Here is a 13,447-nt window from a genome sequence, read left to right as displayed (position 1 = left end):
GTGGCGTGCCGCTGGAAGCTGACACGGTCGTGGCTGCACAACGTCGAAAGCACTTCGCTGCAGGACAACACACGACCTGCCTGAGCTAAGGTGGCGCTGGATCTTCACTGGCACACGGACATGACCGCAGACCACGACGCAGACGGCGAACTGCTGGACGACGAAACCCTCGAAAAGCTGCAGGCGCTGGAGGCCCGCGCCTATGCGGCCTTTGATGCGGGCGACCTGGCTGACGCAGCAATGCTGTTCGGCCAGCTCGTCGAATGGACACCCGACATCCCCCACCTGCACTACATGCGCGGGCTGGCACACAAGTACCTGCGCGAGTGGGCGTTGTCGCTGCAGGACAATCTCCGCTCCGAGCAGCTGCGCGATGAAGTCGATGAGGCGACCGCGTGGAATGCGGGAATTGCCGCCACCGGCGCCGGCGACTGGGCCGAGGCGCGCCGGCAATGGACCCGCTGCGGCATCACCCTCCCCGAGGGCGAAGGCCCGATCAACGGCAATTTCGGTGTTGCCTGTGTTCGCCTGAATCCGTGGTCCAGCGGCGAGACCGTGTACATGCGCCGGCTCGATCCGGTACGCGCGCGGCTGGAAAACGTGCCGCTTGCGGAGAGCGGGTTCCGCTTCGGCGACATCGTGCTGCACGACGGCGCCTCCACCGGGCGCCGGACCTACGGCGAGCGCGAAGTACCGGTGTTCAATGCCATGCAGCGCCTGCAGCAGTCGGACATGGCGACCTACGCCGTGTTCGTGCAATGCGGTTCGCCGGACGACATCGCCGCGCTGCGCGCAATGACGTTGCCCGGCATCGGCCTGGTCGAAGACTGGACCCATTCGGTACGTCACCTGTGCCTGCGTTGCAGCTATGGCGCACCGCACCAGCACGATGACGACAGCCACGAGGATGACGGCGGCTGGGTGCGCGAGCGCAATCTCGGTATTGCCGCACAAGGCCGCGCTGCGGTCGAAAAACTGATGTCGGCCTGGGCCGCGGCAGGCACCGGGCGCACGCTCGATGCGATCGAACACCGTGAGCACCCGCAGCAGGGTCCGCAGCCGGGCCAGGTGTGGTGGCTGGGTCACGAACAAGCGGACGCATGACGGCAGGGCGCTGCAGGCCTTGCAGCACAAGGCTTTCAGAATTCTTCAGGCGTCCTTCCAGCACTTCAGCCAGCCCTCTGGCCGAATCGGCACTCCTTTCGATGGAGTCCGATCATGCGTTCGCCCCTGCCTGTGTCCACCCTGCTGCTGTGCCTGTACGCCCTCCCCTGCATCGCAGGCCCTGCCCACCCTGATCCCGGCCGCATGCGCGCGCTGGAGCAGGCCATCGCCAGCGATGAGCTGAAACAGATCCGCAGCGTGCTGCTGCAGGTTGATGGACAGGTCGTGTACGAGGGCTATTTCAACGGTGCCGATGCGCAGACCCTGCACGACGTGCGCTCGGCCAGCAAAAGCGTGACCGCCCTGCTGGTCGGCGCAGCGATCGGCGACGGCCGGCTGCCGGGCGTTCGCGCGAAGGTGTACGACTACTTCCCGGCCTTCGTCGCCCACCACGACGTGGACCCCCGCCTGCGTGGCACGACGGTGGAGGATCTGCTGGCGATGAGCACGCTGTGGGAGTGCGACGACGAGAACCCGTTCTCGGCCGGCCACGAGGAGCGCATGTACGTCGGCGAGCGCTGGCTCGATTTCGCCCTGGCGCTGCCGGTGAAGGGCTTCGCGCCCTGGATGGCGCGCCCGGAGGACAGTCCTCACGGGCGCGCGTTTGCCTACTGCACCGCCAACTCCTTCGTGCTCGGCGCGGTACTGGAACGTGCGACCGGACAACCGCTGGCCGATTACGCAGCCCATGCACTGGAACGACCACTGGGCATCACCCACAGCCAGTGGAACCGTTCCCCCGAGGGCATCGGCATGGGCGGAGGCGGCACACGCTACCGCAGCCGGGACCTGGCCCGCCTTGGCCAGCTCGTGCTTGATGGCGGTCGTTGGCAGGGGCGCCAGCTGGTTCCACGCGACTACGTCGCCGCGATGCTGTCACCGCAGGCAACGGCCGGCGACGGCAGCGATTACGGCTATCAATGGTGGGGCCTGAAACTGACTGTCGGTGGCCAGCCACAGACCGTATGGGCGATGTCCGGCAACGGCGGCAACTACGTGTTCCTGCTGCCGCAACAGCGCGCTGTCGCGGTGGTGACCAGCCAGGCCTACAACCGCAGCATCGCTCACCCGCAGTCGCGCCGCATTCTCACCGAATTCCTGCTGCCGGCGCTGCGCTGAGGTCGGCCAGCCCGGCGGGACGCCAGTCGGCCGCCAGCACCTGCGCACGCTGGCGGCCGATATCGGCATCGATGCGCGCCAGCAGCGGCCCCCAGCCGCGCGCTTCGTGCAGGGACGCAAACAGCGGCGTGGAGCGCAACCACGCCGCATCGCGGAAGCCATCATCGACCGCCTGTTGCAGCGCGGTGACGGCAGCCTCCGGGTCGCCTTGCGCCTGCAGCAGCAGGGCCCGCTCAAGCGCGGCATCGGACCAACCGTCGCCGCGCTGCGCCTGCAACATTGCAAGACGCGAAGCCACCCACTCCGGCGATGCCGCGGGCTGCGCGTACAAGGCCGCCAGCGATTGACCGAGCGATTGCTGTGGACGCAGCTGCCGCCCGCGCTCGAAGGCATCGGCAGCAGCGGCGTGATCGCCCGCCAGCAGCGCCAGTTCGCCCTGCAGCCGCAGCAACTGCGGATGTGGCGTGCCGCGTGCCAGCGCCTCGGTCAACGCCTGCCTCGCCCGGCCCGGGTCACCTGCCGCGAACAGACTGCGTGGCCAGGCGATGTTGGCGAAGACGTTGTCCGGATACAGCTGGAAATTACGCGCGTGGCGCTGCGCGGCCGCGTGAGTGAAACCGAGCAGCTCCAGTTCGCGCGCCACCTGCACATCACGGAAGCGCAGGCGCTCGGGCGCCGTCAATGCAAGATTGGCACGCAGGGCCAGGGCAAGGTGGCCGCGCTCCTGGTGCAGGTAGGCGAGCGAGGCACGGGTGCGCTCGTCGCCCGGATCCAGCGCGATCGCCCGCTCGTATTCGGAAATGGCCTGCGGCATCTGCCCGAGGCAGTCGTAGGCATAGCCTCGAAGCGCGTACACAGCACCCTCCTGCGGCGCGAGTTCACGTTCGATGTTGGCCAGCGCCAGCCCTTCCCGGACCTGCTCGGGCGATCCATTGAACAGACAGCCCTGCGCGGACAACGCTCGTGACAGGCCGCGGCGCGCCGGACTGGAATCAGGGTCCACCTGCAATGCCTGCCGGTACAGGGCGATGGCGCGCTCGTTGTTGCTGGCCTGGCCAATGCTGGCGTAATAGTCGGCGCGCTGCAGCAACGGCAGCGGGCCACCGGCCGCCGGCGTGCGCGGCCAGAACGAGGCGGCAGCGGCAAGAACGACGACACCGGCACCTGCAAGCCATGGCCATTTCTTCCGGTGCGCGGTAATGGGCACCGCCGCTGCCGGCGGTGCGATGGTCGGCACTGCACACAACTGATAGCCGCGCCCGCGTACCGAACGGATGTAGCGCGGGCGTCGGCTGTCATCACCCAGCGCCTGCCGCAACAGCTTGACCCGCTGGCTGATCGCATCCTCCCCAACCACTGCAGGTGCCCACACCTGTGCAGCCAGCGTGTCGAAGTCGACAACGTCGTTGCCGTGTGCCAGCAGCACGTCGAACAGGCGCCAGCTCAGCCCCTGGATCGGCAGCACGTCGCCGGCGCGGCTGACCCGCTGCGCGGGGCGGTCGATCTGCAGGTCAAGCAGGCGCAGGGTGTCCATGGGTGAAGCATAGCGCCGCAGTTCGACGCCGGCAGCGCCGGACGACAGGCAAAGAAAAAGCGGGCCGAAGCCCGCTTTTTCATTCTGGCGTGTCAACCAAGGGTGACACCTACCGTCATCGACCTGCGGTCGATTACTCGGCGGTGGCGCCTTCGCCTTCCTCGACGGCCTTCATCGACAGGCGGATACGGCCCTGCTTGTCGACTTCCAGCACCTTGACCTTGACCACATCGCCTTCCTTCAGTACGTCGCCGACCTTCTCGACGCGGTCGCTGGAGATCTGCGACACGTGGACCAGGCCGTCCTTGCCCGGCAGGATGGTGACGAACGCACCGAAGTCCATGATCTTGGCGACCTTGCCTTCGTAGATGCGGCCCGGCTCGACGTCCGAGGTGATCTGCTCGATGCGGGCCTTGGCGGCCTGGGCAGCGATGGCATTGACCGAAGCGATGACGATGGTGCCGTCATCCTGGATGTCGATCTGGGTGCCGGTTTCCTTGGTGATGGCCTGGATGGTCGAACCACCCTTGCCGATCACTTCGCGGATCTTGTCCGGGTGGATCTTGATGGTCAGCAGGCGCGGCGCGTAGTCCGACAGCTCCTCACGCGGGGCGGTCAGGCCGTGGGCCATTTCGCCCAGGATGTGCAGACGGCCAGCCTTGGCCTGCTGCAGAGCCTGCTTCATGATCTCTTCGGTGATGCCTTCGATCTTGATGTCCATCTGCAGGGCGGAGATGCCCTCAGCGGTACCGGCAACCTTGAAGTCCATGTCGCCCAGGTGATCTTCGTCACCCAGGATGTCGGACAGGACGACGAAGCGATCGCCTTCCTTGACCAGGCCCATGGCGATGCCGGCCACCGGAGCCTTCACCGGCACGCCGGCGTCCATCAGGGCCAGCGACGAACCGCAGACCGACGCCATCGACGAGGAACCGTTCGACTCGGTGATTTCCGAGACGACGCGGATGGTGTACGGGAAGGATTCCAGCGACGGCATCACTGCCAGCACGCCGCGCTTGGCCAGACGGCCGTGGCCGATCTCGCGACGCTTCGGGCCCATCATGCGGCCGGTTTCACCCACCGAGTAGGGGGGGAAGTTGTAATGGAACAGGAAGTTCTCTTTGTACTCACCGGAGACGGCATCGATGACCTGGCCATCACGGGCGGTGCCCAGGGTGATGGTCACGATGGCCTGCGTTTCACCGCGGGTGAACAGCGAGGAACCGTGGGTACGCGGCAGGATGCCGGTCTTCACTGCGATCGGGCGGACGGTGTCCAGCGCACGGCCGTCAATGCGGACCTTGGTGTCCAGCACCGAGTTGCGCATGGTGCTGTATTCCAGCTCGCCGAATTCCTTCGACAGCTCGGCCGGGTTCCAGCCTTCAGCGGCAACGCGGCCGGCCAGCGACTCGACCACGTCCTTCTTGATCGCCGAGATGGCGTCGCGGCGCTGCAGCTTGTCGCGCACCTGGAAGGCCTCGCCCAGACGCGGGCCGATGGCTTCCTGCAGGGCGCTGATCAGCACGTCGTTCTTGGCCGGGGCCACCCAGGTCGACGGCTTGGTGCCGGCTTCCACGGTCAGTTCGTTGATCGCGTTGATGACCTTCTGCATTTCGCGGTGACCGAAGGTCACGGCGCCCAGCATCACGTCTTCGGACAGCAGCGCGGCTTCGGATTCCACCATCAGCACGGCGTTGGCGGTACCGGCAACGACCAGCTCCAGCTCCGAATCCTTCAGTTCGGTCACGGTCGGGTTGAGGATGTACTCACCGTTCTTGTAACCCACCTTGGCGGCGGCGATCGGACCCTTGAACGGGGTGCCGGCCAGCGACAGCGCAGCCGAGGCACCGATCAGGGCCGGGATGTCACCGTCGATGTCCGGGTTCAGCGACATCACGGTGGCGATGATCTGGACTTCGTTCTTGTAGTCTTCCGGGAACAGCGGACGGATCGGACGATCGATCAGACGCGAGATCAGGGTTTCCTTCTCGGTCGCGCGGCCTTCGCGCTTGAAGAAGCCACCCGGGATACGGCCACCGGCGTAGAACTTCTCCTGGTAGTCACAGGTCAGGGGGAAGAAGTCCTGGCCCTCACGCGCGCTCTTGGCGGCAACGGCGGAGACCAGCAGCACGGTGTCGTCGAACTTGACGATGACGGCGCCACCGGCCTGGCGGGCGATTTCGCCGGTCTCAAGCGTGACGGTGTGCTTGCCGTACTGGAAGGTTTTGGTGATTTTTGCCACGGAGGGTGTCCTTGGGGATGCTGTCTGCGAATGGACCGTGGGCGACCCTTGCCGCCAACGGATGACCGGTCGTTCCGATCTGAAAAAGGTATTGCGGTGCTACAAAACAAAACCGCGGCGCATCGCTGCGCCGCGGGGGATTCGTTGCTTAGCGACGCAGGCCAAGCTTCTCGATCAGGGCCTTGTAACGCTCGACGTCCTTCTTCTTCAGGTAGTCGAGCAGGCTGCGGCGGCGGTTGACCATCTGCAGCAGACCACGGCGGCTGTGGTGATCCTTCTTGTGGGTCTTGAAGTGGCCGGTCAGCAGTTCGATGCGGGCGGTCAGCAGTGCAACCTGGACTTCCGGGGAGCCGGTATCAGCCGAGCTGCGCTTGTTGTCTTCAATGACCTTCTGGGTGTCGATCGACATGTCTTTTTTCTCTGTGATGCGTGGCCGGCAGGAACGCGCTTTCGCGCACCGCCTGGCTCGCCGTGAACCAACAATGGATGAAACCCGCCTTCGGCAGGCTGCCGTAAAACGGCCGCGGAATTGTAACGGCCAGGGGGCTTTGGAACAAGGTCCGGGGCTGAACCGGGCCTCCTCGTTCAGAGGTTGAAGCGGCGCTGCGGGGCCAGCAGACCGCTGTCGTCGACCTGGCCCAGGCCCTGCACCACCGATCCAGGGCCAAACACCGCCACCAGGCCGCGCGGCCAGGAGAGGTCGCGCTGGCGCTGGCCCACGCAGAAGCGCTGGGTCTGCTCGGCGTCCAGGTCAACCCGGGGGTATTCGGACAGGCCCGCCGCCAGCGGCAGCAGCAGCGCGTCCATGGCGGCCTCATCCTGCGCTTCCACCAGAGCCCTCAGCTGCTCCAGGGTGACCATCGCCGGTTCGTGGAACGGTTCCACCCACAGGCGCCGCAGGGCGCTGATGTGCGCGCCACAGCCCAGCGTTTCACCCAGGTCACGGGCCAGACTGCGGATATAGGTGCCCGAGCCGCAGGTGACCCGCAGCCGCAGCCGCTCGGGGTGCTGCTCCAGAATCTCGATGGCGTGGACCTTGACCTGGCGCTCGGGCGCCTCGATGGCGTCGCCACGGCGGGCCTTCACATACAGCGGCTCCCCGCCCTGCTTGAGCGCGGAATAGATCGGCGCACGCTGCAGGATGTCGCCAAGCAGCGGCGCGATCGCCGCCTGCAGGGCCTCGGCGCTGATCACGGGCACCGACCGCTCGAGCAGCACCTGGCCCTCGGCGTCGTCGGTATCGGTGGTCTGGCCCAGCACGATCTCGGCGTCGTAGGCCTTGGCCGAGCCCAGCAGCAGGCCGGCGATCTTGGTGGCCTCGCCGAAGCACAGCGGCAACAGGCCAGTGGCCAACGGGTCAAGGCTGCCGGTGTGGCCACCCTTCTCCGCACGGAACAGGCGACGGGCGACCTGCAGCGCGGCGTTGGAGCTCATGCCGGTCGGCTTGTCGAGCAGCAGGATGCCATCCAGGCGGCGGAACTGAATTCGGGTCATGACAGGTACGGGTAGCGCCGGGCCATGCCCGGCGAGCGCGCAGCGCGGTCTGCATCAGACATCGCGCAGCCGGAATGCAACAACGCCGGGCATGCCCGGCGTCGCGCGGTTATTCTTCGTCGCCTTCGCGACGCTTTTCGGCGGCCACGGTATCGGGCAGGTCGCGCAACAGGTTGTCGATGCGCTCGCCACGATCGACCGAGTCGTCGTAATGGAAATGCAGCTCCGGCACATGCCGCAGCTTCATCGCGCGCGCCAGTTCCATGCGCAGGCCCCAGGCCAGTTCCTTCAGGCCCTTCACGGCTTCAACCGAACGTTCCGGCATCAGCGCGGTGACGAACACCTTGGCGTGGGCCATGTCGCGGGTGATTTCCACGTCGGACACGCTCACCGAGGGCAACCCGTGCTCACGCACGGCGTTGTGCACCAGGGTGCCGAGTTCACGGCGCAGCTGGGCGGAGACACGGTCGGTTCGATGGAAAGTCTTGGGCACGCGGCAGGCTCTTGTTGGGTTTCGTTGTTGCAGTCTACGGGTTGAAACAGGACCGGCCCGTGAGGGCCGGTCCGTTGCAGCATTACAGGGTGCGCGGCACTTCGATACGCTCGAAGCACTCGATCTGGTCACCCGGCTTGACGTCGTTGTAGGCCTTCACCGCGATACCGCATTCGGTACCGTTGCGGACTTCCTCGACGTTTTCCTTGAAGCGGCGCAGCGATTCCAGCTCGCCTTCGAAGATCACCACGCTGTCGCGCAGGACGCGGATCGGCTTGTTGCGCTTGACCACGCCCTCGATGACCATGCTGCCGGCGACGGCACCCAGCTTGGAGCTGCGGAAGACGTCGCGGACCTCGGCGATACCGATGATCTCTTCGCGGATCTCCACGCCCAGCAGACCGGAGGCCACCTGCTTCACCTGATCGATCACGTCATAGATGATCGAGAAGTAACGCAGGTCCACGCCGTTGGATTCGATGATGCGACGGGCCGAAGCATCCGCACGCACGTTGAAGCCGATGACGGTGGCCTTCGAAGCGGCAGCCGAATTGGCATCCGACTCGGTGATGCCGCCCACGCCGGAGTGGATCACGTTGATGCGGATGTCGTCGTTGGACAGCGCCACCAGGGCCTGGCTCAACGCCTGCACCGAACCCTGCACGTCGGCCTTGATGACCAGGTTGAGGACCTGCTGGCCCTCGCCCTTGCCCAGGGTCGCCATGATGTCTTCCATGCGGCTGCCCGCGGTGGCGACCAGGCGCGATTCGCGGCGCTTGGTCTCACGCTGCTGGGCAACGTCCTTGGCCAGACGCTCGTCGTCAACGACGACGAAGTCGTCACCGGCTTCCGGCACGCCGGAAAGGCCCAGGACCTGCACCGGGATGGACGGGCCGGCGAACTCCGGCTGCTTGCCGGTTTCGTCGAACAGCGCACGCACGCGGCCGTACTGGATGCCGCACACCAGGTAATCGCCCTTCTTCAGGCGGCCCTGCTGCACCAGCACCGTCGCGATCGGGCCACGACCCTTGTCCAGCGACGATTCGATGACCACGCCGTTGGCACGACCGTCGTCGACCGCCTTCAGTTCCAGCAGTTCAGCCTGGACCGAAACAGCTTCCAGCAGATCGTCGATGCCCAGGCCGGTCTTGGCCGAGATCTCCACCATCTGGGTGTCGCCACCGAAGTCTTCGGCCACGACCTGCTCGGAGAGCAGCTCGTTCTTGACCCGCATCGGGTCGGCACCGGACTTGTCGATCTTGTTGATCGCCACGATCAGCGGCACACCCGCCGAGCGGGCGTGCTGGATCGCTTCCTTGGTCTGCGGCATGACGCCGTCATCGGCAGCCACGACCAGCACCACGATATCGGTCAGCTTGGCACCGCGGGCACGCATCGAGGTGAACGCGGCGTGGCCCGGGGTATCCAGGAAGCTGATGACGCCCTTCGGCGTTTCAACGTGGTACGCACCGATGTGCTGGGTGATGCCGCCGGCTTCGCCGGTGGCGACCTTGGTGCGACGGATGTAATCCAGCAGCGAGGTCTTGCCGTGATCGACGTGGCCCATGATGGTGACCACCGGCGGACGCTGCACGGCCTCGCCCTGGTTCTCGCCAGCCGATGCCAACAGCGCGTCTTCAGCGTCGTTGTCGCTGGCGCGGATCGCCTTGTGACCCAGTTCTTCGGTGACCAGTGCCGCAGTGTCGTGGTCGATGGACTGGGTGATGGTGGCCATCACGCCCATCTTGAACAGCGCCTTCACCACCTCGCCGCCCTTCAGCGCGAGCTTCTGCGCCAGGTCGGCTACGGTGATGGTGTCGCCGATCGCCACTTCACGCACGACCGGTGCGGTCGGACGTTCGAAGGCGTGCGGGCCGGAGTTGCCACCGCCGCGCGACATGTCGCGACGGCCGGACGTCGGACGGCTGCCCGGGCGACCACGGTTGTTGCTGTTGTTGCTGTTGCCACGGCGCGCACGATCAGCGGCGGACAAGTGCATCTGACCGGCAAAGCGATCACCCGGGCCACGCTCGTTGCGCGGCGCGTTGCGATTGTTGCGGTCGTCGCTGCGCGGCGGCGCACTACGCGGAGCAGCCGGGGCTGCAGCCGGAGCACGCGGCGGGCGCGGCGCGGTTTCGTCGATCGGCGCGCGCACCTTGGGCTGGCTGGCAGCCAGTGCCTCGGCAGCCTTGGCGGCTACCGCAGCTTCCTCGGCCGCCTTCTTCTCGGCCTCGGCACGCTCCTTGGCAGCGACCTCTTCCTCGCGCTTGCGGACGATTTCCTCGTCACGCAGGCGGTCCTTCTCGGCCAGTGCCTGCTGCTCGGCGAGGTTGCGTGCGCGCGACTCTTCCAGCTTGCGCAGGATGTCGGCACGCTCTTCGTCCGGGGTCATCGCGCGACCACCATCGGCCTTGACGTAGGTGCGCTTCTGGCGCACTTCCACGTTCACGGTTGTCTTGCTGCGACCGGAATTGACCGTCACTTCCTGCTGCTTGCGACGGTTGAGGGTGATCTTCTTGGCAGACTGATCAGTCTCTTCCGGGGCCTGCTCGGGCTTGCCATGCGAGCGACGAAGGAAGCCCAGGAGCTTCACTTTCTCGGAGCTGGTCACGACCTGGTCGGGACCGCTGAACTTCATGCCGGCACCAGCCAGCTGTTCCAGCAGTTTTTCGACCGGTGTATTGACCAGTTCAGCAAGCTTGCGGATGGTGGTTTGCTGCGACATTCGGATCCTATGATCTTGTGGGCGCCCCCCCGCATCTGGAGGTGGCGCGGATTCTACGCCCTGATCGGCTCAGGGCCCTGTTCATTGCCGGCTCATTCGCCGCGTTCCAGTCGGGCGATTTCCTCGGCACGCGCGGCCAGGATCAGCGCCGCGGCGCGCTCCTGGTCCAGCCCTTCGATGCCGAAGTCCATGACCTCGTCGGCGGCCAGGTCGGACAAGTCCTCGCTGGTACGCACGCCGTGGCCGGCCAACGCATATGCGGTGGCTTCGTCCATGCCCTTCAGGGACAGCAGGTCCTGCGCCGGCTGGCCGTCCTCCAGGCCTTCCTCGACTGCCAGGGCCTCATTGAGCAGCGCATCGCGGGCACGTGCGCGCAGCTCTTCGACGATGTCTTCGTCGAAACCTTCCACGGCCAGCAGTTCGCCGACCGGTACATATGCGATTTCCTCGACCGTGCCGAAGCCTTCGCTGACCAGGATGCCAGCGATTTCCTCGTCCACTTCCAGCTTGTCCATGAACAGCTGGCGAGCCGAAGCCTGCTCGGCTTCCGACTTGGCGGTCACCTGGTCCTGGGTCATCACGTTCAGCTGCCAACCGGTCAGGCGGCTGGCCAGGCGCACGTTCTGGCCGCCCTTGCCGATCGCCTGGGCCAGGCGGTCTTCAGCAACGGCCAGGTCCATCGAATGCTTGTCTTCATCGACGATGATCGACTGCACTTCGGCCGGCGCCATCGCGTTGATGACGAAGTTGGCCGGGTTCTCGTTCCACAGGACGATGTCCACGCGCTCGCCATTGAGCTCGTTGGACACGGCCTGCACGCGCGAACCACGCATGCCGATGCAGGCGCCGATCGGATCGGTGCGGGCATCGTGGGCGAGCACGGCGATCTTGGCGCGGTCGCCCGGATCGCGGGCGCAGGCCTTGATTTCCACCAGGCCCTGGCCGACTTCCGGCACTTCCAGCTTGAACAGCTCGATCATGAATTCCGGTGCGGCGCGGCTGATGAACAGCTGCGGGCCACGCGGCTCCGAACGCACTTCGGCCAGGTAGCCGCGGACGCGGTCGCCGGCACGCAGGACATCACGCGGAATGCCCTTGTCCTTCGGAATGAAGCCTTCGGCGTTGCCGCCCAGGTCGACATAGATGTTGCCGCGCTCGGCGCGCTTGACCACACCGGTGATCAGCTCACCGACGCGATCGGCCCAGGCATCGACCACCTGCTGGCGCTCGGCTTCGCGCACACGCTGCACGATCACCTGCTTGGCGGCCTGGGCGGCGATGCGACCGAAGTCGGGGTTCTCGATCTGCTCTTCGATGTAATCGCCGACATCCACGCCTTCGGCTTCGTCGATGGCGTCCATCAGGCGGATCTGGCGATCCGGCGATTCCATCACTACGTCGTCGGCCACCACTTCCCAGCGGCGGAAGGTTTCGTAGTTGCCATCCTTGTGATCGATGACCACGCGGGTCAGCACTTCCTCGTCGGGATAGCGCTTCTTCGCTGCCGAGGCCAGGGCGGCCTCGATGGCATCGAAGATCACTTCACGCGGCACGCCCTTCTCATTGGCGACCGCGTCCACTACCAGCAACAGTTCCTTGCTCATTGGCTCACTCCGCGCGCGGCTTCTTTGCCGCCGGCTCGTTGGAAGAAGAATTCTTGTTCGGCTTCGGACGCTTCGGTGCCGGACCGGTCGGCTTGCTCGGGGCCAGCCCCAGCGCCACCCAGTCAGGCATGATCCGCGCCTTGTCGATGTTGTCGGCCGACACCACCAGTGCGGCGTTGTCGACGATGAAGGTGATGCTACCCTGCGCCTCGTCGATCGCTTCGATGCGACCCTGCAGGCGACGACGGTTTTCCTGCGGCAGCTTCAGGGTGACCTTGGCCGATTCGCCGAGGTGACGACCGAACTGCTCCAGGTTGAACAGCGGGCGATCCACGCCCGGCGAAGACACTTCCAGCGTGTAATTGCCGCTGATCGGGTCTTCGACGTCCATCTGTGCGGACACTTCGCGGCTTACCCGCTCACAGTCGTCCACATTGATGATGCGCTCCGGCTGTTCCGCCAGCGGCACGTCGATGTAAAGGCGAAGGGTCGCACCGCCGGGGGCCGGCAGATACTCAACGCCCAGCAGCTCCAGGCCCAGCGACACAACGGTCGGGGCGAGCAGATTCGCGATGTCGGTTGCCTTGTCGCTCACAGCCTGCCTTGATCTCTTGGTTGGGTGCCGGCCTTGGCCAGCATGGAAACATGACGCCCCGAAAACGACGAAGGGCCCGCTGGGCCCCTTTTCCGGAAAGACTCCGGTGACTGGATTCCGGTTGCAACGCGCTGAACAAGCGTGCTGCGGCCCTCCTTCCGGGTGGATCTCCGATGGGGAGCGCCGCCGTCAGGGGTACTTCTAGGCCGCTGATGATAGCCCCTGCACCGCTCTGGTGCAAGGCTGCGGCCGTCCTGAAACCCTCCGCTGCACTCGCCGGGCATGGCCCGGCGCTACCGGGTGACCGCGCGATGGTAGCGCCGGGCCATGCCCGGCGGATCGGCGGAAGCCGCAAAGAAAAACGCCCTCGAAGCAGAGCTTCGAAGGCGCATTCTTTACTTGGTAGCGGGGGCAGGATTTGAACCTGCGACCTTCGGGTTATGAGCCCGACGAGCTGCCAGACTGCTCCACCCCGCA

General features: G+C 65.9%; 10 protein-coding genes and 1 tRNA gene. 2 read left to right on the top strand and 9 right to left on the bottom strand.

Translation table 11 applies throughout. The features are described 5' to 3' along the window. Nucleotides 1-120 precede the first annotated feature (120 nt). Both AC3WTC_RS09345 and AC3WTC_RS09340 read left to right on the top strand, forming a co-directional pair. Complete coding sequence (locus AC3WTC_RS09345) at nucleotides 121-1,104, top strand: tetratricopeptide repeat protein (protein ID WP_080148369.1); 984 nt, start codon at nucleotides 121-123, stop codon at nucleotides 1,102-1,104. A 114-nt stretch (nucleotides 1,105-1,218) separates the two neighbouring features. Further along, on the top strand, nucleotides 1,219-2,283 hold the full coding sequence (locus AC3WTC_RS09340; RefSeq protein WP_025876243.1) for a serine hydrolase domain-containing protein: 1,065 nt from the start codon (nucleotides 1,219-1,221) through the stop codon (nucleotides 2,281-2,283). Here AC3WTC_RS09340 and AC3WTC_RS09335 read toward each other — a convergent pair. The 9 genes from AC3WTC_RS09335 to AC3WTC_RS09295 form a co-directional block, all read right to left on the bottom strand. Beyond that, complete coding sequence (locus AC3WTC_RS09335; protein WP_080148368.1) at nucleotides 2,252-3,817, bottom strand: winged helix-turn-helix transcriptional regulator; 1,566 nt, start codon at nucleotides 3,815-3,817, stop codon at nucleotides 2,252-2,254. The two genes, AC3WTC_RS09340 and AC3WTC_RS09335, sit on opposite strands and share 32 nt — an antisense overlap. A gap of 133 nt (nucleotides 3,818-3,950) precedes the next feature. Next, nucleotides 3,951-6,059 (bottom strand): polyribonucleotide nucleotidyltransferase, encoded by a 2,109-nt coding sequence (pnp, locus tag AC3WTC_RS09330; RefSeq protein WP_025876239.1) that lies wholly within the window; start codon nucleotides 6,057-6,059, stop codon nucleotides 3,951-3,953. A 148-nt stretch (nucleotides 6,060-6,207) separates the two neighbouring features. Continuing rightward, entirely contained in the window at nucleotides 6,208-6,468 is a 261-nt protein-coding gene (gene rpsO / locus AC3WTC_RS09325; protein ID WP_005410445.1) for a 30S ribosomal protein S15, read from the bottom strand. A 176-nt stretch (nucleotides 6,469-6,644) separates the two neighbouring features. Further along, complete coding sequence (gene truB, locus AC3WTC_RS09320) at nucleotides 6,645-7,553, bottom strand: tRNA pseudouridine(55) synthase TruB (protein WP_492711319.1); 909 nt, start codon at nucleotides 7,551-7,553, stop codon at nucleotides 6,645-6,647. Nucleotides 7,554-7,662: 109 nt separating this feature from the next. Then, nucleotides 7,663-8,046, bottom strand: a complete 384-nt coding sequence (rbfA, locus tag AC3WTC_RS09315) for a 30S ribosome-binding factor RbfA (protein WP_025876229.1) — start codon at nucleotides 8,044-8,046, stop codon at nucleotides 7,663-7,665. Between the two features lie 82 nt (nucleotides 8,047-8,128). Next, a complete protein-coding gene (gene infB, locus AC3WTC_RS09310; protein ID WP_025876227.1) occupies nucleotides 8,129-10,771 on the bottom strand; it encodes a translation initiation factor IF-2 in 2,643 nt (880 codons plus the stop codon). 92 nt (nucleotides 10,772-10,863) lie between these two features. Beyond that, nucleotides 10,864-12,375, bottom strand: a complete 1,512-nt coding sequence (nusA, locus tag AC3WTC_RS09305) for a transcription termination factor NusA (protein ID WP_025876225.1) — start codon at nucleotides 12,373-12,375, stop codon at nucleotides 10,864-10,866. Between the two features lie 4 nt (nucleotides 12,376-12,379). After that, the gene (rimP, locus tag AC3WTC_RS09300) at nucleotides 12,380-12,970 is read right to left on the bottom strand and encodes a ribosome maturation factor RimP (protein WP_025876223.1); all 591 of its coding nucleotides are present in this window, start codon (nucleotides 12,968-12,970) and stop codon (nucleotides 12,380-12,382) included. Between the two features lie 400 nt (nucleotides 12,971-13,370). Further along, nucleotides 13,371-13,447 (bottom strand) — tRNA-Met (locus AC3WTC_RS09295).

The sequence above is a fragment of the Stenotrophomonas sp. FW305-C-20-S1 genome, from assembly GCF_058783335.1.
This window is presented reverse-complemented; position numbering and strand designations above follow the sequence as displayed.